At 73.0% G+C, this 24,810-nt stretch carries 15 protein-coding genes and 3 pseudogenes; 10 read left to right on the forward strand and 8 right to left on the reverse strand.

Annotated features, from left to right (window positions below; genetic code table 11):
• Positions 1-20: 20 nt before the first annotated feature.
• Positions 21-1,372, forward strand: a pseudogene (locus ABT095_RS30845) (MFS transporter).
• A 34-nt stretch (positions 1,373-1,406) separates the two neighbouring features.
• A complete protein-coding gene (locus ABT095_RS30850) occupies positions 1,407-2,942 on the forward strand; it encodes an FAD-dependent monooxygenase (RefSeq protein ID WP_350532848.1) in 1,536 nt (511 codons plus the stop codon).
• A gap of 39 nt (positions 2,943-2,981) precedes the next feature.
• Here ABT095_RS30850 and ABT095_RS30855 read toward each other — a convergent pair whose 3' ends face one another.
• Both ABT095_RS30855 and ABT095_RS30860 read right to left on the reverse strand, forming a co-directional pair.
• On the reverse strand, positions 2,982-3,206 hold the full coding sequence (locus tag ABT095_RS30855) for a tautomerase family protein (protein WP_350532849.1): 225 nt from the start codon (positions 3,204-3,206) through the stop codon (positions 2,982-2,984).
• 25 nt (positions 3,207-3,231) lie between these two features.
• Entirely contained in the window at positions 3,232-7,035 is a 3,804-nt protein-coding gene (locus ABT095_RS30860) for a non-ribosomal peptide synthetase family protein (RefSeq protein WP_350532850.1), read from the reverse strand.
• A 380-nt stretch (positions 7,036-7,415) separates the two neighbouring features.
• Here ABT095_RS30860 and cysK point away from each other — a divergent pair, with 380 nt between their 5' ends.
• Genes cysK through ABT095_RS30890 form a run of 6 tightly spaced genes read left to right on the forward strand, consistent with a single transcriptional unit; the run spans position 7,416 to position 14,789 of the window.
• Entirely contained in the window at positions 7,416-8,366 is a 951-nt protein-coding gene (gene cysK / locus ABT095_RS30865; protein ID WP_350532851.1) for a cysteine synthase A, read from the forward strand.
• Positions 8,363-9,628 (forward strand): MFS transporter, encoded by a 1,266-nt coding sequence (locus ABT095_RS30870; RefSeq protein WP_350532852.1) that lies wholly within the window; start codon positions 8,363-8,365, stop codon positions 9,626-9,628. The genes cysK and ABT095_RS30870 overlap by 4 nt, the downstream gene beginning before the upstream one ends.
• The gene (locus tag ABT095_RS30875) at positions 9,625-10,218 is read left to right on the forward strand and encodes a serine O-acetyltransferase (protein ID WP_350532853.1); all 594 of its coding nucleotides are present in this window, start codon (positions 9,625-9,627) and stop codon (positions 10,216-10,218) included. Before ABT095_RS30870 ends, ABT095_RS30875 begins: the two co-directional genes overlap by 4 nt.
• Complete coding sequence (locus ABT095_RS30880) at positions 10,215-12,749, forward strand: ATP-grasp domain-containing protein (protein WP_350532854.1); 2,535 nt, start codon at positions 10,215-10,217, stop codon at positions 12,747-12,749. The genes ABT095_RS30875 and ABT095_RS30880 overlap by 4 nt, the downstream gene beginning before the upstream one ends.
• Positions 12,746-13,531 carry an ATP-grasp domain-containing protein gene (locus tag ABT095_RS30885; protein ID WP_350532855.1) on the forward strand — a complete coding sequence of 262 codons (786 nt, stop codon included), beginning with the start codon at positions 12,746-12,748 and terminating at the stop codon, positions 13,529-13,531. The genes ABT095_RS30880 and ABT095_RS30885 overlap by 4 nt, the downstream gene beginning before the upstream one ends.
• Before the next feature lies 1 nt (position 13,532).
• A complete protein-coding gene (locus tag ABT095_RS30890) occupies positions 13,533-14,789 on the forward strand; it encodes an ATP-grasp domain-containing protein (protein WP_350532856.1) in 1,257 nt (418 codons plus the stop codon).
• A gap of 50 nt (positions 14,790-14,839) precedes the next feature.
• On the opposite strand, the gene ABT095_RS30895 is transcribed toward ABT095_RS30890, so the two are convergent.
• The 5 genes from ABT095_RS30895 to ABT095_RS30915 all read right to left on the reverse strand — a co-directional run bounded on the left by ABT095_RS30895 (position 14,840) and on the right by ABT095_RS30915 (position 21,768).
• Positions 14,840-15,514 (reverse strand): TRM11 family SAM-dependent methyltransferase, encoded by a 675-nt coding sequence (locus ABT095_RS30895; RefSeq protein ID WP_350532857.1) that lies wholly within the window; start codon positions 15,512-15,514, stop codon positions 14,840-14,842.
• A 288-nt stretch (positions 15,515-15,802) separates the two neighbouring features.
• A complete protein-coding gene (locus ABT095_RS30900) occupies positions 15,803-16,324 on the reverse strand; it encodes a hypothetical protein (protein WP_350532858.1) in 522 nt (173 codons plus the stop codon).
• 11 nt (positions 16,325-16,335) lie between these two features.
• Positions 16,336-18,411: a galactose oxidase early set domain-containing protein gene (locus ABT095_RS30905; protein WP_502885065.1), complete on the reverse strand. Its 2,076-nt coding sequence runs from the start codon at positions 18,409-18,411 to the stop codon at positions 16,336-16,338.
• A gap of 191 nt (positions 18,412-18,602) precedes the next feature.
• The gene (gene fusA, locus ABT095_RS30910; protein ID WP_350532859.1) at positions 18,603-20,651 is read right to left on the reverse strand and encodes an elongation factor G; all 2,049 of its coding nucleotides are present in this window, start codon (positions 20,649-20,651) and stop codon (positions 18,603-18,605) included.
• Between the two features lie 352 nt (positions 20,652-21,003).
• Entirely contained in the window at positions 21,004-21,768 is a 765-nt protein-coding gene (locus tag ABT095_RS30915) for a crotonase/enoyl-CoA hydratase family protein (RefSeq protein WP_350532860.1), read from the reverse strand.
• A gap of 384 nt (positions 21,769-22,152) precedes the next feature.
• Between ABT095_RS30915 and ABT095_RS30920 the strand changes: the two genes are divergently transcribed.
• Positions 22,153-22,758 carry an SAM-dependent methyltransferase gene (locus ABT095_RS30920; protein WP_350532861.1) on the forward strand — a complete coding sequence of 202 codons (606 nt, stop codon included), beginning with the start codon at positions 22,153-22,155 and terminating at the stop codon, positions 22,756-22,758.
• A 270-nt stretch (positions 22,759-23,028) separates the two neighbouring features.
• Positions 23,029-23,979: pseudogene (locus tag ABT095_RS30925) on the forward strand (helix-turn-helix domain-containing protein); the annotation flags it as partial.
• A gap of 122 nt (positions 23,980-24,101) precedes the next feature.
• Here ABT095_RS30925 and nhaR read toward each other — a convergent pair.
• Positions 24,102-24,743 (reverse strand): annotated as a pseudogene (gene nhaR / locus ABT095_RS30930) (transcriptional activator NhaR); the annotation flags it as partial.
• Positions 24,744-24,810 lie beyond the last annotated feature (67 nt).

The following is a 24,810-nucleotide window of genomic DNA, read 5'->3' on the forward strand; positions in this document are numbered from 1 at the left end:
GGCGTCGGCGGCTGCCGCTGATGGTCAGCGCGGGCGGCGCGATGGTGGTGGCCCTGGACGGCACCGCGCTGCTCACCGCCCAGCCGGCCCTGCTGCGGGAGTTCGGCGCGAGTGTCGGGCAGGTGCAGTGGACCAGTACGGCGTACCTGCTCGCGGTCGCCTCGCTCCTGGTACCGGCCGGGCGGCTCGGCGACCGGTACGGGCACGCCCGGCTGCTGACGGCCGGTCTGCTCGGGTTCGGCGCGGCCTCGGCCGGGATCGCGCTCGCCTCCTCGGTCGGCTGGGTGATCGGCCTGCGCGCCGCCCAGGGCGCTTTCGGCGCGCTGCTGCAGCCCGCCACGCTGGCCCTGCTGCGGCTCGCCTATCCGGACGTCGGACGGGCGGTGGCGGTCCGCACCGCCGGGATCGCGCTCGCGGCGGGGGCCGGGCCGCTGCTCGGCGGCCTGCTGGTGGCCGGCTTCGGCTGGCGGGCGGTGTTCCTGGTGAACGTACCGGTGGTGCTGGTGCTGGCGCTGCTCACCCTGGCGGTGCGGGTGCCCTCACCCCGCGGCACCGGCCGGCTCGGGTTCGCCGGGCCGGTGCTGCTGGCGGGCACCCTGGCCGCGCTGGTGCACGCCTTGGTGAGCGGGCCGGCCCACGGCTGGTCCGCCCTCTCGGTGCCGGCGTTCGCCGCCGGGGCGGCCGCTCTGGTGGTGCACCAGCGGCGGACGGGCCACCCGGTGGTGCCCCGCGCGGTGGCCCGCTCCCGTCCGGTGCTCGCCGCGACGGCGCTGCTGCTGGTCACCGGCGGCGGCATGTTCGGCGCGCTCTTCCTCGGCACCTTCCTGCTCCAGAGCGTGCGGGGCCTCGGGCCGCTCGCCGCCGGCCTCCAGGTGCTGCCGCTCACCGCGCTGATGGTGCTCGGCTCGCCGTTGGCGGCCGTGGCGCTGCGCCGGCACGGGCCACGGCGGACCGCCTGCACCGGGTCCGTGCTGGTCACGACGGGCGTGGCAGGCCTGGCCGCAGTCGGCCCGGCGGGCGGACCGCTCGCCGTCGGGGCGGTGTTCGCGCTGCTGGGCGCAGGGTTCGCCGCCGTCATGTGACAGCCACCGGCGCCGTGGTCGCCGAGGCGCCTCCCGGCTACGCGGGCGTGGTGGGCGGGCTCAAGCAGACCGCGATGAACATCGGCCCCACCCTCGGCATCGCGCTCGCCTCCAGCGCCTCGCTGCTCGGCGGCGGGGTCCGGGCACCGCTGCTCGCCACCGCCGCCCTTGCCGGGCTCGGGCTGCTGCCCGCCGCCCTGCTGCCCGGCGCCGCCGGACCGTCAGATCACCGCCCCCCGTTCGTTCGTGGGCAACCTGAAGCGGATATGCTGCCCGCCGACCGCACTTGACGGTGCGGCCCGAACGTCTACCGAAGGACCATTGGTGAGAGAACCGATCATCGTCATAGGCGCCGGACCCGTCGGACTCACCGTCGCGGGAGAGTTAGCCCGACGGGGGGTGCCCGTGCGGGTCGTCGACCGGCTCGCGGAGCCGACCGACCAGTCGCGCGCGATCCTGGTGCACGCTCGCAGCCTGGAGATGCTGGAGCGGGTCGGGGTGGTCGAGGAGATCATCACGGCGGGTGTGTGCACCGATGCGATGGAGCTGCACAGCGGCGGCCGGACCGCCGGGCGGATCGAGCTCGCGCTGGTGGACAGCCCGTACCCGTACTCGGTGACCATCGCCCAGACCGACACCGAGCGCATCCTCACCGCCGCGCTGGCCCGGCACGGCGTCACCGTCGAGCGCGGTGTCACGCTCACCGGGCTGGAGCAGGACGAAGCCGGCGTCCGGGCCCGGCTTCAGCACCCGGACGGGCGCGAGGAGACGGCCGGGGCCGCCTGGCTGGTCGGGGCCGACGGCGGTCACAGCGACGTCCGGCACCTGATCGGCAGCAAGCTGGAGGGGTCGTTCAAGGGCGAGAAGTTCCTGATGGGCGACGTCGCGGCGACCCACGACTTCGACCCGCACACCATGTACACCTTCTTCTCGCCGCACGACGGCCCGCTGCTGGTCTTCCCGATGGCCGGTCAACGGCTGCGGCTGATCGCCCAGATCGACCGGGAGGAGCAGGCGACCGCCAGTCAGGAGTGGCTGCAGCAAGTCGCCGACGCGCGGTGCGGGCGGCTGCGCATCACCGGTTCGCACTGGCTGACCACCTTCGAAGTCCGGCACGCCCAGGTGCCGCAGTACCGGGTGGGCCGGGTCTTCCTGGCAGGGGACGCCGCCCACGTGCACAGCCCGGCGGGCGGCCAGGGCATGAACACCGGGATCCAGGACGCCTTCAACCTGGGCTGGAAGCTCGCCCTCGCCGCCCGCGCGGGCCTGGCACCCGACTCCGGCCTGCTGACGAGCTACCACGCCGAGCGCCACCCGGTCGGCGAGCAGGTGATCCGCTTCACCACCGCGCTCACCAAGGTCGCCACCCTGACCAACCCGGTCGCGCAGAAGGTGCGCAACGGCGCGCTGCACGCTCTGACCGCGCTCGCGCCGGTGCGCCACGCGATGGCCGACCGGACGGAGGAGACCGCCCTCGCCTACCGGGGCAGCCCGCTGGTGGTCCCCTCCCCCGGTCGCCGTCGGCTCACCGGCGGCGACCATCTGCCCTATGCCTCGGCCGAGTTGAGCGCCACCCTGGCCGAGGGGACGGGGCACGTGCTGCTGACCGTCGCGCCGGGCGGCGCGGCGGCGCCGGCCGCCACCGGCGCCCGGCAGGTCCTGGTGAACACCGACGGGCGGCCCGTCGAGGGCTACCACGCCGTGGTCGCCGACCCAACCGGTGCGGCCGCCGAGCGGTACGGGCTGCCGCACGGCGGGCGGATCATGGTCCGCCCGGACGGGTACGTGGCCGCCGTCGCCCCGCTTGACGAGGACGGCCCGCTGCTCGCGTACGGGCAGCTGGTGCCCGTAACCGGCTGAACGGATCAGGGCGGGGTGGTCACCACCCCGCCCTGGGACTCAGTAGTTGGGCAGCTTGCGCAGCAGGTGGCGGCGGTCGGTGATCTCCGGGGTGTAGACCTGGTCCTGCCAGTCGGCGGGGTCGACGGGCTCCAGGGCGATGGAGATGACGCCCTCCTCACAGCCGAGGTTCTCGGTCACGGCGGCGGTGATCGCGGCGACCAGGCGGGCCGACTGCTCCTCGGTGACCTCGACGGGGAAGTGCTTGATGCTCACGTGGGGCACGGGACGGTCCTTGTCTGAGTGGGTGTCAGCCGCGGGCGGCGGCCAGGCACTGGCGGATGCTCTTGACCAGGGCGTTGATGCCCGGGTCACGCAGGATGGCGTAGTGGTCGGCCTCCAGGTCGACCACGGTCGGTGCCAGGGCGGAGTAGCCGGTGGCGCCCTCGATGAAGGAGTAGTCGTCGCCCTGGGCCTTGAGCACCGTCACCGGGGCCTGCACCGTGCGGGACTGCAGCTCGGTGAAGCGGTAGGTGAACTCGTAGGTCTGCCGGACGACGTTGATGATCCGGGAGACCAGCTCCGGCTCCAGGCCCTCGAAGGAGCCGACCATGTGCTCGGTGAAGCTCGCCTCGTCCTTGGTGGCCGCCAGGCAGTCCGCCAGCTTGGGGCAGGTGACGCTGCCGCCGAAGACCGAGAACAGGATGGTGACGAAGGCCGGGTCGGTGAAGACCGAGTCGTCCCGGCGCTCCGTACCGCTGTCACCGGAGCTCAGCTTGGGTGAGCCGGGGGCGATCAGGAAGAGCTGCTCGACCTGCTGGCCCGCCTGCTCCAGCTGGTGGGCTGCCTCGAAGGCGACCCGGGCGCCGAAGGAGTACCCCCACAGGGTGTAGGGGCCCTCGGGCTGGATCTCGCGCAGCACGGCGATGTCGGCGGCGGCCATCTCGGCGATGGTGAGGTAGGGCTGCTCCCCTTCGTTGATGCCGTGCGCCTGAACGCCGTAGAAGGGGCGGTCCTCCTCCAGCTTGCCGGCCAGCAGGCGCAGGTTCATCGGGTAGCCGCCCAGGCCCGGCCAGCAGAACAGCGGGCGGCCGGAGCCCTCGGCGCGCAGCGGCACCATCCGGGAGGCCGCCTCGCCGCGCTCGCCGTCCACCTGCTTGGCGAGCTCCTCGATGGTCGGCGCATCGAACACCACCTGGAGCGGCAGCGCGCTGCCGAACTCCCGGTTGATCCGGTTGACCAGGCTGACCGCGATCAGCGAGTTGCCGCCGCACTCGAAGAAGTCGTCCCGCACCGAGGCGGTCTCGCGCTTCATCGCCTGCTTCCACAGGTCGCGGATGCGGCGCTCGGTGGTGGTGCGCGGGGCGAGGTAGGGCCGGTCGGCCGCCGAGACCTCCGTCTCGGGAGCGGCCTCCAGGGCCTTGAGGTCGACCTTGCCGTTGGCCGTGAGCGGCAGCCGGTCCATCACCACGACGCGGTTGGGCACCATGTAGTCCGGCAGCAGGTTGACCAGGTCCACCTTGATCATCTCGGCCGGGCCCTGCATGTGCACGGTGTCCTCGTGCATGCCCTGGTGGGCCTGCTGCTCGGCGCTGACGGCGCCGCCGACGAAGAAGTACATCGGCCCGGTCGGCAGCCCGCGCTCGGCCAGCACGCCGGCCATCCGCTGGGCGGCGGGCAGGTCGTTGCCGGTCTTGGAGCTGTAGCCGGAGGCCATGAAGCCGAGGCCGGTGTCGTTCATCATCAGCCGCTGCTGGGCCCGGCCGAGGTCGAGGTAGGCCCGCCACGGCTGGTCGGTGCGGCCGACCACGGTGATGCCGAAGCCGGCCCGCTCGTACACCTGCTGGTTGATGGCGATGACGTGCCGCTTGAGCACCAGCTCCTCGCCGATCCGCTGCAGCCCGCCGCCGGTGTACCGGTACTGCCCGGCGGGCAGGCCGGTGACGCCGCCCGGGTGGGCCTGGACGTAGAGGTCGGCCGGCAGTCCGGGGCGCTCGGCGCTCCACGGCACCAGCTCGAAGGCGCCGAGGTAGTAGTCCTCCGCCGCGCAGTCCAACGAGTCCATGGCGGACGGCCGGTGCTCGCTCGCCCGGACGTCCAGGCCGTGGGCCGGGAGGATCTCCTCGAGCAGGCCGACCATGTGGCCGGCCTCGATCTCCAGGACCTCCTGGACGTTGTTGCGGTAGACCGGCTCGATCGCCCGGCGCTTGCCGAGGAAGTGGAACCGCAGCAGCCCCTCCTCGCCGCCCGCGCGGGGGCCGACCAGGACCAGGCGGTGCTCGACCGGATGGTGGTAGTAGAAGCCGGGGGCCAGGCCCGCCACGCCATCGGTCTCCAGGTAGAGCTGGGCGGCGTAGAGCGAGCCGGGCGAGGCGTAGGCGTACTTCGGCAGCAGCCGCTCCTGGCTCGGGTACGGGCCGAAGTACCGCAGCAGTTCGCCGAGTTCGGGCAGCGTGAGCTCGGCGGGGCGGCGGGCGGCGGCGCCGGCGGTGCGGCGGGCCAGCAGGGCGAGCAGATCGGCCTCGGTGACGTCGCCGCCCTCGTAGAAGCGGTAGGTCTTGCGGGCGAAGGCGCGGCGGCGCTGCTCCTCGGTGGGATCGGCGCCGGGCAGGTCGAGCGAGGGGCGCCCGGCCAGCTCGCCCTCCTCGCGGCAGCCGCCACCGGCCAGCTGGGCGCGCACCTGCAGGCGGCTGGCCTTGGAGACGTGGTGCGAGCCGTGGTTGCCCTGGTCCATCAACGCGGCCTCGCGCGGGCTGAGTTCCACGCAGGCGATGACGTTCTGGTACCCGGTGGCCGGGTCGTCCCGGACCACCACGGCGGCGTTCTTCACCCAGTCGTGGGCCTCGATCGCCAGCCGGATCTCGTCCAGCTCGACCCGGTAACCCCGCAGCTTGACCTGCCGGTCCACCCGGCCGGCGAACTGGGCGCTGCCGTCGGCGTTCCAGCTCGCCAGGTCGCCGGTGCGGTAGAGGCGGTCGTGCGCCGGGTCCTCGGAGTAGGGGTTGGGCAGGAAGCGCTCGGCCGTCAGGTCGTCCCGGTGCAGGTACCCCCGCGCCACCTGCACCCCGCTGATGTACAGCTCGCCGACCTCGCCGTGCGCGACGGGCCGCAGCTGCTCGTCCAGGACGTGGTACGCCGTGCCGTCCACCGGGGTGCCGATCGCGATGGCGAACGGGCCCTCGGCCACCTCCGCCGGGTCGACCGTGTGCGCCGAGGCGTTGATGGTGCACTCGGTGGGGCCGTACAGGTTGACCAGCTCGGCCTTGGGCAGCGTCTCCAGGAAGCACGCGGCCAGTTGGCGCGGCAGCGCCTCGCCGCCGCAGAACACCTGGGTGAGCGAGCCGCACTCGGCCAGCCTGTCGGTGTCCAGGAGGGCGCGCAGCAGGGTCGGGACGCACTGCAGGGCCGTCACGCCGTGCCGCTGGACAGCCTCGACCAGGCCCTCCGGGTCGCGGTAGACGCCGGGGGCGCCGATCACGGTGCGCGCGCCCCGGGCGGGGGCGAGCAGCTCCCACTGGGCGGCGTCGAAGCTCATCGGCGTCTTCTGCAGCACGGTGGTGGCCGGCCCGAGGCCGTAGGCCCGGCCGAGCCAGCGCATCTGACGGACGATGCTGTGGTGCTCGACGGCCACGCCCTTGGGGCGGCCGGTGGAGCCCGAGGTGTAGATCACGTAGGCCAGGTGCTCCGGCCGGGGCCGGGCCTGGGGTGCGGCCAGGGCCCCACGGGAGGCCTGCTCGGCGGGGGTGACGATGCTGACGCCGGGCGGGGCCAGTTCGGCCAGCCGGGCGCGCAGCGCGTCCTCGGTGACGATCACCGAGGCGCGGGAGTGCTCGACCATGTACCGCAGACGCTCGTCGGGGTAGTCCGGGGAGAGCGGAAGGTAGGCACCGCCGGAGAAGAGCACCCCCCAGATCCCGACCGGCAGGTCGAGGGAGGGGTCGAGGAAGACGCCGACGCAGTCGTCCGCGCCGACCCCCAGGCCGCGCAGCCGGGCGGCCAGGTCGGTGGCCCGCTCGGCCAGCTCACGGAAGGTCAGGCTCTTGTCGCCGTACTCGACCGCCGTGGCGTCAGGACAGCAGTGCACCTGCTCCATCAGCAGGTCGGTGAGACTCATCCGCTCCGGGGTCTCCCGACTCCGCGAATCCGGATTACCGGCGAACAGGATCTCCACTGTGCCCTCCTTTCGCAGGAGAAAATTGGGTAGGACGGGGAAACTATGTGTTCCGTCCGGTGATTCTGGCAAGCATTCATCAGGTTCCGGATGCTTCGGAAATAGGAAGTCAAGGGCGCCTGACAAGGCAGAACGGGCAGGTCTGTCCGATTTTGCAGGCGGATCCGGCCAAAGTTGCAGTAACCCGAACCACCACGGGCATGGCCATCGACCGGAATGCGCGGCAGAGTAATGGAATCAGCGGGCCCTGATAGCCGACCCTATTTCGGTGCATTCGGACTGAGCCAGCGCGACAGTGAGCTGAACGCACGGAGGAATCTGCGATGAGCAACCAACTGGCCACCCGCGTGGCCACTTCGTTCGAGGACCTGGTCGGCAACACCCCCCTGCTGCGGCTGGACCTGCCGGGCCTGCCGCTGACCACGAGCGTCCTGGCGAAGCTGGAGTCGGCCAACCCGCTCTCCAGCATCAAGGACCGGGCCGCGCTGTCGATGCTGCGCGCCGCCGAGGCCGCCGGCGAGCTGGCCCCGGGGGCCACCGTCATCGAGGCCACCTCCGGCAACACGGGCATCGCGCTGGCCGCGCTCGCCGCGGCCCGCAACCACCCCTGTGTGATCGTGCTGCCCGAGAACGCCTCCACCGAGCGCATCCTGACGCTGCGGATGCTCGGCGCCGAGGTGGTCTTCACCGACCCGGCGCTCGGCTTCACCGGCTGCGTCGAGCGGGCCGAGCAGCTGCACGCCGAGCTGCCCAACTCCTGGTACGCCCGCCAGCACGAGAACCCGGCCAACGTCCGCGCCCACTACGAGTCCACCGGACCGGAGATCTGGCGGGACACCAACGGCACGGTGGACGTGCTGGTCTGCGGGGTCGGCACCGGCGGCACCCTGACCGGCACCGCGCACTACCTGCGCGAGCGCAACCCCGACCTGCACGTGGTGGCCGTCGAGCCCGAGGGCTCGGCGCTGCTGTCGGGCGGCGAGCCGGGCCCGCACCGCATCCCCGGGCTCAACGGCGGCTTCATCAGCCCCGTCACCGACCTCTCGGTGATCGACGAGGTGATCGCAGTCTCGGACGCCGACGCCGCCGCGACCACCCGCGCCATCGCCGCCCGCACCGGCCTACTGGTCGGCATCTCGTCCGGCGCCGCCGCCTTCGGCTGCCTGCAGCTGGCCCGCCGCCGGGACGTCTGCGGCCTGACCGTGGTCACCGTCTTCCCCGACAGCGGCGAGCGCTACCTCAGCTGGTGGCCCGCCGCGGAGGAAGGCGCGTGAGCTTCCGGGAACTGCACCCCAACCTGCGGCTGCGGATCGGGGTCGGCTTCTTCCAGCGGTTCTTCGACATCATGCTCGTGCCGCTGATGGTCATCCACTTCTCCCGGCTCTACGGCGCGGCCACCGCCGGTCTGATGACCCTGGTGGTGGCGCTCGCCACCGTCGCCTGCAACCTGGTCGGCGGTCACCTCTCGGACGTCTACGGCCGCCGCCGGGTGCTGATGGCCGGTGAGGCGGGCGCCTTCCTCTCCTTCGTGGGCCTGGCGGTGGTCAACTCCCCGCTGACGCACTCCGGGCCGGCCACCTACCTGCTCTACCTGACCGCCACCTGCTCGGCGGGCGTGGCGCTGCCCGCCAACGAGGCGATGATCGTGGACGTCTCCACCCCGGAGTCGCGGACCACGGTCTACACCGTCAACTACTGGGTGGTGAACCTGGCGTTCATGTTCGGCTCGCTGGTCGGCGGCATCCTCTACGACGGGTACTTCTTCCAGCTGCTCCTCGCCGCCTCCTGCTCGACGCTCGGCATCTTCCTGGTGACCCTGCTCGCGCTGAGCGAGACCGCCCCGCCGGAGGCCGCCGCCAACCCGCGCGGGGTGCGCTCCGCGCTGGTGGGCTACGTCTCGGTGGCCCGCGACCGGGTGTTCCTGCGGCTGATCCTGGCGGCGCTGCTGGTCTGGTGCGTCGAGGTGCAGATCTCCTCCTCGATCGCGGTGCGGCTCGGCTCGGACTTCCCCGCGCAGCGCCTGATCAGCCTCGGCTCCTGGACGGTGGACGTCGACGGCGTCAACGTGCTCGGCATCCTTCGCGCAGTCAACACCCTGCTGATCGTGGCCTGCGCCCTGTGGGTGGGCAGGCTGCTCAGCCGGTACGACAACCAGCTGCGGATGGTGGTCGGCATCTCCGTCTTCACCCTCGGCTACCTGGTCTGGGCCGTCAGCTCGAGCGCCTGGGCGCTGATCCTGGCCACCTTCGTGGTGACCTTCGGCGAGATCGCCGCGCTGCCGGTCAACCAGGCGCTCCTGGCCGACCTGGTGCCGGCCGAGGCCCGGACCAAGTACATGGCGGCCTACGGACTGCACGTGCGGCTGGGCTACCTGGTCGGCTCGCTCTCGGTGATCCTCTCCTCGGTGGCCTCCCGGTGGGTCATGGCGGCACTGTTCGCCGCCTTCGGAGCCGGCTCGATCCACCTCTACCGCCACCTGTTCCGTCTGCAGGCCACCCGCACCGCCCGTACGCCGCAGCTGGAGGCCGCCCTATGAGGACCACCCGGGCCGCCCTGCGCTCGGCCTACCGGGGTGCGCTGGAGACCCTCGACGTGATCGTGGCCCGCGACCCGTCGGTGACCGGGCGGGCCGAGGCGCTGCTGCACCCGACGGCGCTGGTGGTGGCCGGCCACCGGGTGGGCCACGCGCTCCACCGCGCCGGGCGCCGCCGCTCGGCGCGGGCCGTCTCCGCCCTGACCAAGGTGCTCAGCGGCGGGGTGGAGATCCACCCGGGGGCCGAGATCGGGCGCCGCTTCTTCATCGACCACGGCGCCGGCACGGTGATCGGCGAGACCGCCGTGATCGGTGACGACGTGTCGGTCTTCCACCAAGTCACCCTCGGCTCCCTCGGGTGGTGGAACGACCGCGCCCGCGAGTCGGGCGAGCGCCGGCACCCCAAGCTGGGCAACGGCGTCACGGTGGGCGCCGCCGCCACTCTGCTCGGGCCGATCACCATCGGCGACGACGCGCTGATCGGCGCGACCGCCCTGGTGATGACCGACGTGCCCAAGGGCGCACGGGCGCACGCGCCGCAAGCCCTTGTCGACAACCGGATGCCCACCATGGATTGGGAAGGCGAGCAGTGACGAACAACCCCGGGATCCCGCAGGAGTACGAGCCCGGCAGCGGCCGGACGCCCCGCAACAACCGTCTGCTGATGGTCCAGCCCTACAGCCAGTTCGTGGAGCGGGCCGTCGAGCTCGGCTTCCGGGTCTGGTCGATCTGGGACCCGACCCTGCAGCCCGCCTCCTACCTGGCGACGGTCGAGCAGCACGCCGAGGAGATGCTCTACGTCGACTTCTCCGACGAGCAGGCGCTGCGCCGCGCCGTCCGGGAGACCGCGCTCGCCCACGACGTCGCCCACGTGCTGCACCTGGGCGAGGAGGCGACCATGGTGGCCACCGCCGAGGAGGCGGCCGCGCTCGGCCTGGCGGTCAACCCGCCGCAGGCGCTGCACCTGCTCAACGACAAGGCCGCGCTGCGCGAGCTGCTCGCCGCCCACGGCCTCTCCCCCGTCCGCACCGCGCTGGCGGCCTCGGCGGCCTCCGCCTCGGCCGTGGTCGCGGACTTCGGCTACCCCGCCGTGGTCAAGCCGACCGATCTGCAGGGCTCCCTCGCCGTCCGCCTGGTGCGGGACGAGGCCGAGCTGGCCGCCTGGCAGGACTCGGTCGCGCAGCTCGGCCACCGGGGGCCGGTGCTGGTCGAGGAGTACCTGCGGGGCCCGGAGTTCAGCGTCGAGACGCTCAGCGAGCGCGGCAACCACCAGGTGGTGGGCATCACCGCCAAGCGCAAGAACGCCGACTTCGTGGAGACCGGGCACGTCTTCCCCGCCGAGCTGCCCGAGGCGGACGAACTGGCGGTCACCGAGCTGGTGACGGCCGTGCTCGACGCGGCCGGCTACCGCTTCGGCCCGGCGCACACCGAGGTCATCCTCACCGCCGAGGGCCCCCGGATCGTGGAGTCCCAGGCGCGCCTGGGCGGCGACCGCATCCCGGCGCTGATCCGGCTGGCCTCCGGCTTCGACATCGAGGGCGCGATCTTCGAGCAGCTCGCCGGACGGACCGTCACCCCGGCCAAGGCCACCGGGGTCGGCGCGATCTCCTTCTTCGAGTTCCGGCCCGGGCCCGTCACCAAGGTCGAGGGCCTGGACGAGCTGACGGCCCTGGAGTACGTGCGGGAGGTCAAGTTCCCCTACGCGGTGGGCGACTCGCTGCCGCACACCCGGCACTCCTCCAGCCGCCACGGCAACCTGGTCGTGTCGGCGGCCGACCACGCCGAGGCGGACCGGCTGATCGCCGAGGCCAAAGCGGTGCTGCGGGTGGAGACCGGCTCCGAGCTGCTCAACGCGATCAACACCGCCGCCGCGGGCCCGATGGACCCGGCGAAGACCCTGCTGCTGATCGGCCACCAGACCGAGCCGGTGCGGATCGCCAAGAGCCTGGGCCTGAACGTCGTGCTGATCCAGCACAAGGAGAAGTTCGAGCCCGAGCAGGCCCGCCTCGCCGACGTCACGCTGATCGCCGACTACACCGACTGGGCCGTGCTCGAGCCGCTGGCCCGGGCCGCCCACACCATCTGGAACTTCGCCGCCGCCCTCTCGCTCACCGAGCCGGGCCTGGAGCCCGCCGGCCGGATCAACGACATGTTCGGCCTCGGCGGCACCGGCCACGAGCCGGCCCGGCTGCTGCGCGACAAGCTGGCGATGCGTCAGCACCTGACCGCCGTCGGCGCCCCGACGGTCGCCGCCGCCAAGCTCACCGACAGGGCGAGCCTGGCCGAGTTCGGCGAGCGGCACGGCTACCCGTTCGTGGTGAAGCCGATCGACCTCACCGCCGGGTTCGCCATCTTCAAGGTGGGCGGGCCGGCGGAGGTGGACCTGACCTGGGAGCGGGTGGCCAAGGCCCGCGAGGACGGCATGAACCGCGGCAGCACCCTCTACGAAGTCGCCGAGTTCCTGATGGAGCAGTACATCGACGGCCCCGAGTTCTCCATCGAGGGCTTCAGTTTCGCCGGGCGGCACATCGTGGTCGCGATCACCGAGAAGCTGACCCACGGCGACCACTTCGTCGAGCTCGGCCACGCCCAGCCCGCCCGGCTGACGCCCGCGCAGGAGGAGAGCATCGAGGCGGCGGTAAGTGAGTTCCTGGACGCGATCGGCATCAAGGACGGGCCGAGCCACACCGAGCTGCGGCTCTCCTCGCGCGGTCCGCTGATCATCGAGGGCCACAACCGCCTCGGCGGCGACCGCATCCCCGAGCTGGTGCAGGCCTCCTACGGCATCGACCTCACCCGCTACGCGCTGGCCTGGCCGTTCCGCCTGGTCGAGCCGCTCGCCGAGCGGCCGAAGCCGGTCGGCGCGGGCGCCGTGCGCGGCGTGCTCAGCCGGCCCGGCCGGGTGGCGGAGATCAGCGGGGTCGAGGAGCTGCGCGCCCACCCGGCGGTGCTGGCCTTCGACCTGGCCGCCCGGGCCGGTTCGGTGATCCGCGCGGCCGAGGACAACTGGGACCGGCTCGGCCTGCTGGCCGTCACCGCCCCCGACACCGACGAGGCGGTGCGGCTCTGCGAGGAGCTGGTCGGGACGGTCCTGACGATCCGTCTGGAGGGCGAGACCCGATGAGCCTGGTGGTACTCGATCCGGACGGCCGCCACGCGGCCGACTACCCCGCCTGGCTCTCCGACGCCGGCCTGCCGCTGCGCCTGGTCACCGGTACGCCGGTGGACCACCCCGGCTACGCCGAGATCCGGGTGGTCGAGCGGTACGAGCGGAGCGCCGAGGCCGAGCGCGCGGTGCTCGACCTGGCCAGCCGCTGCCAGGTCTCCGCCCTGGTCGCGCTGGCCCCCGGTGACCAGCTGCGGGCCGGCGGCCTGCGCGACCACCTGGGCCTGCTCGGCCAGGGCCGGGCCGCCGCGCTGCCGTTGGCCGACGCGATGGAGGCGCAGGCCGTGCTGCTCGCGGCGGGCGTGCCGGTGGCCCGGCGGGCGGCGGTCCGCCGGGTGTCCGACCTCTACTGGTGGGCCCACAAGTGGGGCTACCCGCTGGCGGTACGGCCCCGGCGCGGCGACCGGAGGGCGGTGCTCGCCGAGCTCGGTGACCGGGCGGCGCTGCGCGCCTTCGCCGCCGGGCCCGTCCTGCCGGAGGACCCGGGCCTGGTGCCGAGCCTGACCGTCGAGCCGCTCGCCGAGCCCGCGCCCGCGCCGGCCTGCCTGGCGGCGGCCGTGGAGGCGGCGCTGCCGGTCGACGCCGGCCACCCGTACAGCGTCACCGCCGTCCGCTCGGGCGAGAACTGGCTGGTGCACGACGTCCGTTACGACCCGGCGGCCCACTCCGCCCGGGCGCTGGCCCGCGCGCAGGCCGGGCTCGCCCCGGTGCCGGCCCGCTCCGAGGCCGAGGAGAGCTGAGATGACCGTACTTGTGCTGCACCACCGGGGCTCGCTGGACGGCACCCCGTACGGCGAGTGGCTCGCCGACTACGACGGCGACAAGCTGCTGATCGCCTCCCGGGACCACCTGGCGCTGGTCGCCGAGCAGCTGCCGCCGGACGGCGAGGTCTTCACCCGATCGTTCGCGGTCGACGGGTACGAGACCAGCGGCGAGCTGGAGGAGCTGGCGCTCCGCCTCGCCGAGGAGTACGACATCCGGTACGTGATCGCCTGTCAGGAGCTGGACCTGCAGCGGGCCGCCCAGCTGCGGGAGATCCTGGGGCTGCCCGGCCAGCGGACGGACACCGTGCGGCCCTTCCGCGACAAGGTCGTGATGAAGCAGCAGGTCGCCGCCGCCGGGGTGCCGGTGGCGCCGTACCGGACGCTGGAGTCGGCCACCGAGCTGCTCGGGTTCGTGGCGGAGCACGGCTACCCCGTGGTGGTGAAGCCGCGGGACAGCGCGGGCTCGGTGGGCCTGCACATCCTGCACTCGGAGCAGGAGCTGGACGCCTACCTGGCCGAGGGCTTCGACCTGTACGGGCCGTACCAGCCGAACCTGATCGTCGAGGCCTTCGTGCCCGGCTCGATGTGCCACGTCGACGGGCTGGTGGTGGACGGCAAGGTGGTGGCGGCCTGGCCCTCGCAGTACCAGTACACGCTGGCCAGCTACGCCACCGACACGGGGCCCCGCCTGGACCTGACCCTCGACCTGGACGACCCGCTGGCGCACCGGCTGATCGAGTTCACCGAGCGCTCGCTGGACGCGCTCGGCGGGCCGCAGGAGTACGCGTTCCACGCCGAGGTGTTCCACACGCCCGAGGACGAGCTGGTGCTCTGCGAGGTGGCCTGCCGCACGGGTGGCGCGCTCATCCGCGACATCGTCCGCACCATGTTCGACTTCGATCCGAGTGCGGCCTGGGTGCGGGCGCAGCTGGGCCTGCCGCTGCCGGAGTCGGTCGGCGCCGAGCGGGCGCTGCCGCGGCAGATGTCGGGGCAGCTGGTGCTGATGAAGCGGCCGGGCCGGGTGCTGGCGGTGCCGGAGGGCGAGCCGCCGTTCCCGTGGGTGACCAAGTACCAGGTCTTCGTCTCGCCGGGGACGGTGATGAGGACGGCGGGATTCTCGGCGGACTTCCTGCTCACCGCGCTGGTGTGCGGGGACGACCAGGCGCAGTGCCGGGAGCGGCTGGCGGAGCTGGAGGAGTGGTTCCTCGCGGGGCTGGAGCTGGCGGAGGTCTGAAGTTGCTTGGGGGCGTGCGGTTCTCGGACCGCACGCCCCCTTCCGCTGGGTCAGGCCTTGGTGGCCATCAGCAGGTACTCGTGCGAGCGGTTGGTGAGCATCGGGTCGTCGCCGGAGGCCGGGCGCGGGTAGAGGTGGATGCGCTCGTCACCGAGGGTCAGGTGGCGGCCGAGCACCCGGGCGGCATCCCAGGCGAGCGGGACGAACCGGCCGTCGATCCGGCGGTTCTGCACGGCTATCACCGCGTGGGCGCCCTGGCGCATGGTCTCGGCGATGGCGGCGAAGGCCTCGTCGAGGGCGTCCAGGTAGGCGTCGTACTCGCGCAGGGCGTAGAACTGGCCCTCGCCAGGGGTGGCGTCGGTGTTGAGGTTGGTGCCGAAGTACGGCAGGTCGCAGAGCACCAGGTCGACCGAGCCCGCCGCCAGCGGGGGCTTGCGGGCGTCACCGGTGTGCAGCTCCTGGCCGTCGTACTTCTTCAGCCAGCCGCGGGCCTCCTCGGCGCGCTCGGCGTCGACCTCGATGCCGAAGCCGCGGCGGCCCTCGACCGCGGCGGCCACCAGCGTGGTGCCCCAGCCGGCGAACGGGTCGAAGACCAGGTCGCCCGGCTTGCTCAACTCCCGGATCAGCGGCCGCAGCTGGGCGACCAGCCCGGCCTGCCCCGCCGCCTCGACGAGCCCGTGCTCCGGGTCCTCGTCGCCGAGGACCAACCAGCTGGAAACGCCCATGAGGGATCACGTCCTTCTGTGCCTCGCCGCCGGCAGGCCGCCGGGCGGCATCCGCTGCGCATGCTAGTGCTCCGGAAGGGATCCCTCCGCTCCGACGGAAGTTATTTCCGCAGGTCAGGGCAGTTTCGGCGGCAAATCAGGTGAGGCTGTGTCAGGTCGCGCACACTGGCCCGGCGCAGCACGGGGCACAGCATGGCAGGGCCCGGGGCACGGCATCAGCCCGGCACAGCACGGGCCACGGGACGGGCCCGGGGTTTGGGTCCGGGCGGGCCGGGACTGCGGCGGTGGTCAGGGCGGCCCGCCCGCGTCGCCGGGGCCGCAGGCGGTGCCGTCGTGGTTGGTGTCCAGGCCGGCCGGGTCGGTGCCGTGCACGGCGAGCTCGGTGTAGCCGTGGGCCAGCAGCCAGATGCAGTGGGCCGCCGGGGTGTCGGGGACGTCGACGGGGAAACTGCGCGGGACGCACTGGTTGACGGCGCCGTAGGCGTGCTGGCAGCCGTCGGCGTCGGCCGGTACGGCGGTGTGGTCGGTCGGGGCCAGCAGTGTCCGGGTGGGCAGGGCCGAGCCGTGGGCGAAGTCGAGGATGTGCGGGGCCGGTCGGGCGGGCGTGGTGGCCGGGGCCCGGCTGGGCTGCGGGGCCGGTGGGGTGGTGGCCGCTGACGGCCGGGGGCTCTCGGGGGCGGCGACCGCCGCCGTCCGCCCCGGGAGGGCGTGCGCCGTCGGGGCCTCGGTGTGGGAGAAGGTCAGCATGGCGCCCGCCCCCACCAGGGCGGCCGTTGCCGCGGCCGCCCCGAACCACTTGCGTTTCGTCATCTGCCCGCCCCTCACATCACATGCACCCACTGGGCCACCGAGGGCACGCCGTTCGCGTTGACCGCGAAGAGCATGTAGTAGCCGGGCGGGGCGATGTTGGGGTTGCTGGTGACGTGCAGGGTGACGCTGCCGTCGGTGTTCACCGTCAGCGGGAGGTCGACGAAGCGCTGGTTGGGGTCGGAGGAGTGGGTGACGGCGGCCGGGCGGATCAGCTCGGCGCGGACGATCGGGGCGCTGACGGTGATCTTCTGGCTGGAGCCGTAGGACCACATCGAGCTCGCGACCGAGGTGATCTGCGGGCGGGTGCCCTGGTAGAGGTAGGGCGGGGTGTAGACGGACAGGTGCAGGTCGAAGCTGCCGTTGCCGGGGTTGTCGCCCACCGAGAGCACCCGGCCGTCCGGGAGCAGCACCGAGGCGGAGTGGTAGGTGCGCGGGATCGGGTCGGTGGCCATGCCGGGGGTGAAGGTGTTGCTGACGGGGTCGAACATCGAGGCCTCGAAGACCGGGTCGGCCCGGTTGTGCAGCCCGCCGCCGGTCTCGAAGACCTGGCCGTTGGGCAGCAGCACGGCGGAGACGTACATCTTGCCCTGGCTGCCGGTCTCCGTCGCGCCGCCGGTCACGGTGCCCTGCGGGAGCAGCGGGCCGGGGGTGTAGGAAGGCGAGGCGGCCTTGAGGTCGATCAGGTCGGTCTGGCGGCCGGCGTCCACGTTGGTGTTGACGTTGCCGCCGCCCATCGTCATCACCCGCTGGTCCTGGGCCGGGGGCAGCATGACGGACATCGACTGGTCGCGGGTGTCCTTGCTCTGCAGGCCGGGGACGTCGGTGATGGTGTTGGCGACCGTGTCGTAGATCGAGGCGCCGGTGCCGGAGGTGCCGTTGCCGAAGACGTGGCTGCCGGTGTAGAAGAGCCGGCCGTCCTGCATCAGCACCATCGAGGGGTAGAGACCGAAGTACGACCAGGTCTGCTTGACCTGGTTCATCGGCATCCACGCGTTGGCGGCGGCGGAGTAGCGGTCCTGGGTGACGCTTCCGGTGGAGTCGGCGCGCAGGCCGCCGAAGCTCATCACGTCGCCGTTGCCCATCTCGGTGGCCGAGGGGTACCAGTGGCCGTCGTTGAGGTCGTTGGTGCGGCTGTAGGTGTTGGTGGCCGGGTCGAAGACGTAGCTGCTGGTCAGGCCCTCGTAGCCGTGGCTGCCGTCGGCCGCCGGGTAGGCCTTGGTGCCGCTCATGATGAGCACCCGGCCGTCCGCCAGCTGCACGTGGCCGGAGCAGAACATGTCGCTGGGGGTGGGGATCTGGGCGAAGGTGCCGGCCGCCGGGTCGTAGACCGCCGAGCTGAAGGTGCCGGCGGCGAAGGCCATCGGGTCGTTGCCCGAGCCGGCCATCAGCAGCACCTTGCCGTTGTTCAGCACGATCGCGTGCATCGAGCGGACCGGGTTGAGGAACGGCAGGACCTGCCAGGAGCCCTTGGTGCAGGCCGCTCCGGCGGTGCAACTGCCGCCTCCGGAGGGGGCGGTGGCGTCGTCCATGGTGTAGTCGTCGGTGGTCACGCTGCCGGTGCCGTAGACCGAGACGCCCCAGGTGATCTGGTCGGTGTTCGGCGGCACGGCGGGGGTGAGCACGCTGGTGCGGGTGTATGCCGAGGCGACCGGGAGGGTCTCCAGGTCGGTCCAGTACTGCCAGCCCTTGACGGTGTCGTGGCGGAAGGTGGTGAGCACGGCGTTGGGCGTGGTGCTCTTGTACCAGAGCGCCAGGTTGTACTGGTGACCGGCCGTCACCGCCGGGGCGCAGGTCGCGTTCTCCAGCATCATCACCTTGTCGTCACCGGTGGTGACGCCGGTGACCTGGACCTGCATCGCCTTGCTGCCGCTGTGCGCGCCGGGGACGGCGCCGATCGCGACCGTGCCGTTGCCCCAGCCGGCCTTCTCCCAGCAGACCGGGAAGCCGTTGGCGTCCACCTGCTCGAACCCGGGGTTGGTCACCAGGTTGGTCACCGCGAACGCCTCCCCTGCCCCGAGTGCGGTGGTGAGCAGGGAGAACAGCAGCAGCCAGGCCAGGCCGGTGCGTTGACGTGAGGCTCCGTGCACGGGGGCACCCTCCAGGACGGCCGGAGGAACGGCGGCGGCCGCCCCTCGGTGTATCCCGCAGTCCTAGCCCACCTCGACTCCCCCTCGGGACCGGATCGGCGAAGGTGTTACGCGCCTGTCACCTGTCTTCGCAGAATTCCCCCAGCCGGGACGGCCGGTCTGCGGCGGCTGCCGCAGACCGGCCTCTGCTGTCACCGGGGCGCGGGGACGTACCCCGTCGGGCGGGCCGTGAAGGTGCCACGGCCCTGGGTGCGGCTGCGCAGCCTGGTCGCGTAGCCGAAGAGTTCGGCCAGCGGCACGGTCGCGGTGACCACGGTGGTGCTGCCCCGGGTGGTGCTGCCGCTCACCCGGGCGCGGCGGGCCGCGAGGTCGCCGAGCACGCCGCCGACGGTGTCCTCGGGGGTCGTCACGGTGACCTCGACGACCGGCTCGAGGAGCGTGGTGACGCCCTTGCGCAGCGCCTCCCGCAGGGCGAGCCGGCCGGCGGTGCGGAAGGCCAGGTCCGAGGAGTCCTTCGGGTGGGTCGCCCCGTCGGTCAGGGTGACCCGCAGGCCCGTGACGGGGTGGCCGCCGAGCGGGCCGTCGGCCAGCGCGTCCCGGCAGCCCGCCTCGACGGCCCGCACGAACTCCTGCGGCACCCGGCCGCCGGTCACGGTGGAGCGGAACTCGAAGCCCTCGGTACCCGGCTCGCCCAGCGGCTCGGTGTCGATCACCACATGGGCGAACTGGCCCGAGCCACCGTCCTGCTTGACGTGCCGCAGGACGAGACCGCTGACCCCGCGCTCGACCGTCTCCCGGTGGGCGACCTGCGGGCGGCCGACCGTGACGGCCAGGCCCCTGTCCCGGCGGATCTTCTCCACCGCGACCTCCAGGTGCAGCTCGCCCATGCCGGACAGCACCGTCTGGCCCGTCTCCGGGTCGGTCCGCACGGCCAGCGACGGGTCCTCGTCGACCAGGCGGGCCAGCGCCTCGGCGAGGCGCTCGGTGTCGGTGCTGCGGGCGGCCTCGACCGCCACCGAGACCACCGGGGTGGCACTGGTGGGCGGCTCCAGCAGGACCGGAGCGGTGGGCGCGCAGAGCGTGGTGCCGGTACGGGCGGCCTTGAGGCCGATCACCGCGACGATGTCGCCGGCCTGGGCCTGCTCCAGCTCGTGGTGGCGGTCGGCCTGCACCCGCAGGATGCGGCCGATCCGCTCGGTGCGGCCGGTGGTGGCGTCGAGCACGGTGTCCCCCTTCCGGAGTGTGCCCGCGTAGAGGCGGAGGTAGCTGAGCCGCCCGGTGGCGGTGGCCACGGACTTGAAGGCGAGCGCGGCCAGCGGCTGCGCCGGGTCGGCGGTGCGCTGCTGCGGCTGCCCCTGGTGGGTGCCCTGGACCGGCGGCACGTCCGACGGCGAGGGCAGGTAGGCGACGGCGGCGTCGAGCAGCGGCTCGATGCCCCGGTTCTTGTAGGCGGAACCGCAGAGCACCACCACGCCCGCACCGCTGTGGGTGAGTTCGCGCAGTGCCTGCCGCAGTGTCGCCTCGCCGACCGTGCCCTGGGCGCAGTACTCCTCCAGGGCGAGCGGGTGCAGCTCGGCCACCGCCTCCTCGAGGGCGCGGCGCCGCCGCCCGGCCTCGGCGAGCAGCTCGGCCGGGACTTCCGTCTCGGCCATGCCCTCGCCGCTCTCGGGCCAGGTCAGCGCCCGTAGCCGGACCAGGTCGACCACGCCGAGGAAGCCCTCCTCGCGGCCGATCGGCAGCTGGACCACCAGCGGGTCGGTGTGCAGCCGCTCCCGGATGGAGGCGACCGCCGCGTCCAACTCGGCGCCGGCGCGGTCGAGTTTGTTGACGAAGGCGATCCGGGGCACCCGGTGCCGGTCGGCCTGCCGCCAGACCGACTCGCTCTGCGGCTCGACCCCGGCGACGGCGTCGAAGACCGCCACGGCGCCGTCGAGTACGCGCAGCGAGCGCTCGACCTCGTCGGCGAAGTCGACGTGGCCGGGCGTGTCGATCAGGTTGATCCGGTGGCCCTGCCAGTCGCAGCTGACGGCGGCGGCGAAGATGGTGATGCCACGATCACGCTCCTGGGAGTCGAAGTCGGTGACGGTGGTGCCCTCGTGCACCTCGCCGCGCCGGTGGATGGCGCCGGTCAGGTAGAGGACGCGTTCGGTGACGGTGGTCTTGCCCGCGTCGACATGGGCGAGGATGCCCAGGTTGCGGACGGTGGCAAGGGAGTTGACGGTGCGGAGTTCGGTACGCATGGCCGGGTGGCCTCTCGGGTCGGGCCGACGTCTCTGACGGCGCGATGACCCGGACGGCACGTGGCTCGACCCTCTTGGCCGGGCCCGGCCCGGCAGCTTCGGCCGGGCTCAGACGTGCGTCACGGGTATCCGGTGCCGGGCGCGCAGCCGGGACCGGACGGGAGAGGACACCAGGATCACCTCGTACCGCGACGAGGGCAGGACGGCGGCAGCGGCGTGGTCACGCATGGCCGTCCTCCCTTCCTGGCTCTGTCGGCCACCGCGGTCCGGTGGCGCGCGCCGAGTCTAGGACGGGGAGTACGCGGGCCGCACCGGATTATTCTCCCGTCCGGTGCGGCCCGCTGAGCGGGTGTCAGGTGCCGAAGGCCCCGTGCCGCCCGGCGCCCGCGCTGAACCGGGCGGCGCCGGCGACGGTGTCGGCGGCCAGGCCGAAGGCACCGTGGCGCCACTCGTTCGCCAGTGCCTCGGCCTCCGGCAGGCCGTGCTGCTCGCGGGCGGAGAGCCGGTCGTGCCGCAGGCAGGTCTGCGGGAAGGCGGCGAGCTGGGCGGCCAACTGCTCGGCGGCCGCCCGCTCCTGGCCCACCGGCACCACCCGGTTGGCCAGGCCGATCCGGTGCGCCTCCTCGGCGTCGACCGGGCGGCCGGTGAGGATCAGGTCCATCGCGCGGCCCTCCCCGATCAGCCGGGGCAGCCGGACCGTGCCGCCGTCGATCAGCGGCACGCCCCAGCGGCGGCAGAACACGCCGAACACCGCGTCCTCGGCGGCCACCCGCAGATCGCACCAGAGCGCGAGCTCCAGGCCGCCGGCCACGGCGTGGCCCGCGATCGCGGCGATCACCGGCTTGCCGAGCCGCAGCCGGCTCGGGCCCATCGGGCCGGGGCCGTCGGCCGCCAGGCGGTTGCCGCGCTCGGTGCCCACCGCCTTGAGGTCGGCCCCGGCGCAGAACACCCCGCCCTCGCCCCAGAGCACGGCCACCGAGGCCGACTCGTCCGCGTCGAACTCCTCGAAGGCCGCCACCAGTTCGGCGGCGGTCGGCCCGTCCACCGCATTCCTGGCCTCCGGCCGGCTGAGCACCACCGTCCACACCGGCCCGTCCTTCTCCACCCTGACCGCCACGCGCTGCCCCTCTCCCGTTCGGGCGTCCAGCCAACCGCACGCGGATGGCCGGCGCCAGGGCCTGTCCGGCCGGTCTTGCCGGATCAGCGCGCGGCGTCCGGGGCCCGGCCGGCCGTGCGCCCGCCGAGACCGGCCGGACCGGCCCCAGGGGCACGCGCGGCGGGCGGTCACCGGCCCGACGGCCTGCCTCCGGCCGAGGTGGGCTGTTGGGGCCGCTCCGGGAGGCCGGGTGTCCCTGGGCCGGTTCGGCGCGGCCCGCAGGGCCTGCTGATTCGTCCACGGACGGCCGCGCCACCGGCGCGGGCCACCCGTCCGGCGGAGCTCGCCGCCGGGACGGGCCGCAGGCCGTAGCGTGGGGCGCACGCGAGCGAGGAGGAGCAGCCGATGGACAGTCAGGCCTGGGACGCCCGGTACGGGGTCGCGCCGTCGATGTGGGGCGCGGAGCCGAACCGGTGGGTCGTCGGTGAGCTGGCCGATCTGCCCGCCGGGCGGGCGCTGGACCTCGCAGCGGGCGAGGGCCGCAACAGCCTCTGGCTGGCGGGGCGGGGGTGGCGGGTGACGGCCGTGGACTTCTCCGCCGTGGCGGTCGAGCGCGCCCGGGGGCTCGCCGAGGCGGCGGGGCTGGCCGAGCGGCTGACGCTGGTCCGGGCCGATCTGCTGGACTACCGGCCCGAGGCCGGTGCGTACGACCTGGCCCTGGTCGCCTACCTCCACCTGCCCGCCGAGCAGCGGCGCGGCGTGCTGCGACGGGCCGCCGAGGCGCTCGCCCCGGGCGGCACCCTGCTGGTCACGGGCCATGACAGCAGCAACCTGACCGAGGGGGTGGGCGGCCCGCAGGACGCGGCGGTGCTCTTCACCCCGCAGGACGTCCTCGACGACCTCGCGGGCCTGGGCCTGCGCACCGTCCGCTCGGAGCGGCTGCGCCGGGTGGTGCCGGACTCGGGCGGCGCGGAGGCGATCGACGCACTCGTCCGGGCCGTCCGCAGGTAGGGGCAGGCCCCGTACGCACCCGCTGCCGCGGCCGGCGCCGCGGCAGCCGCGGGTGCGTCAGTACGCGAAGTAGGGAGACACCGATCCCCTCGGCGCCTCCCGTACTCGCGTCGTCCCCGCGCGCCTAGGGAGTGAGCAGTACTCCCGAGGCCCGTCCCCGTCGGGGAACCTGTCGGCGGGGCCCGCCCCCGTCGGACTCGCGTCCGCAACGAGCCCCGCCGCTTGATGAATATCTTCCTTGATCGCCGTATCGGCATCCATGGCGTTGGGATGGCGTTGGCATGGTGTTTCGAGGCCGTCCGACCCGCTAGGGTCATCTGCGGGGGCGTCCGTGCAGGGTGGGGCACCTTGACACGCGCGCCTTCAGCATGCTGGTCGGCGGGTCAAGGGGAGAGTGTGTTGACAGTGGGTTTCGGGGCGCTGCTGCGGGAGTTCCGGCTGAAGGCCGGGTGGACGCAGGAGGAGCTGGCCGAGCGTTCGGGCGTCTCCATGCACGCGATCAGCGTGCTGGAGGCCGGGCGCCGGACGCCCCGGATCTCCTCGGTGAACCGCCTCGCCGCCGCGCTCGGCCTCGACGCGCCGAGCCGGGACCAGCTGGTCGCGGCCGTCCAGCCGCCGAAGGCCGACGCCGCCCCGGCGGCGGGGAACCCGGCCGACGGGCAGCCGGAGGAGCCCGCCCGGGTGGTGCCCCGGCTGCTCCCCTACGACGTCGCGGACTTCACCGGCCGCGGCCAGGCGCTCGCCGATCTGACCGAGCAGATCCTCGGCGGCTCGCGCCCGGGGATGGTGGTGATCTCGACCATCGCGGGCATGGGCGGCATCGGCAAGAGCACCCTGGCCGTGCACGTCGCCCACCGCTGCCAGGAGGACTTCCCCGACGGCCAGCTCTACGTCGAGCTGCGCGGCGCCACCGACCCGCGCGACCCGGGCGAGGTGCTCGGCGACCTGCTGCGCGAGCTCGGCGTACCGGCCGGCACGGTGCCGCTGCAGACCGAGGCCCGCGCCGCGCTCTTCCGCAGCACGGTGGCCGGGCGCAGGGTGCTGCTGGTGCTCGACGACGCCAAGGACGCGGCCCAGGTGCGCCCGCTGCTGCCCGGCACCCAGGGCTGCGGCGTGCTGATCACCAGCCGCTCCCGGCTGGCCACCCTGGCCGGGGCCACCCGGCTCGACCTGGACGTCTTCTCCCCCGCCGAGGCGCTGGAACTGCTGACCTCCCTGGTCGGCGCCGAGCGGGTGGCCGCCGAGCTGGAGGCGGCCGCCCACATCCTCGCGCAGTGCGCGGGCCTGCCGCTGGCCATCCGGATCGCCGCATCGTCGAACTCGCCCAGAATCTCCACCTGGATGCCCTGCGTATTGAACCAGTTGAGCAGTTTGCGCCCCAGCATCGAACGGCGGCCGGGGATCAGCAACTTACGCTGCTCCAGGCAGGCCGGGAACGGCAACTCCGGCGCCGGCTGGCGACAGAAGAAGCTGATGCCGCACTCGCCCAGCTTCAGCGAGAACAGCCCTTCCTGCTGGCTGGAGTCCACCGGGCAATCCGACAGGATCATATCCAGCTTGTGCTGGCTGAGCTGCTCCAGCAGCATCTCGTGCGTCGATTCAAAACAACGCAGGTGGATCTGTTCGTTGTCCACCACCACCGCCGTTTCCAACACCTGGCTGACCAGGCGCTTCGACAGCGCGTCCGCCACGCCGACGTCGAACAGCAGATTCGACTCTTTGCGATAGTTGACGATATCCAGCATTTCCTGGCTGAGCATAAACATCTTGTCAGCATAGCGGAACACCAACTGCCCCAGCTCCGAAGGCACCAACCCGCGCCCCTGGCGTTTGAACAGCTTGCCGTCCAACCGCTCTTCCAGCGCCTTGATCTGGCCGGTGATGGTCTGCGGCGTCAGAAACAACGCTTCAGCGGCGCCGACCACGGAACCGGCCTTGCAGACCTGCCAGAAATAGTAAAGGTGATTAAAGTTGATATGCGACATCCTCACGAGCGGCTCTCCTTAACAACGTTTCGCAGCGGCAAACGGTGTGCCGTGACGAGCGACAAAC

The organism is Kitasatospora sp. NPDC002227, assembly GCF_040296285.1.
Classification (GTDB): domain Bacteria; phylum Actinomycetota; class Actinomycetes; order Streptomycetales; family Streptomycetaceae; genus Kitasatospora.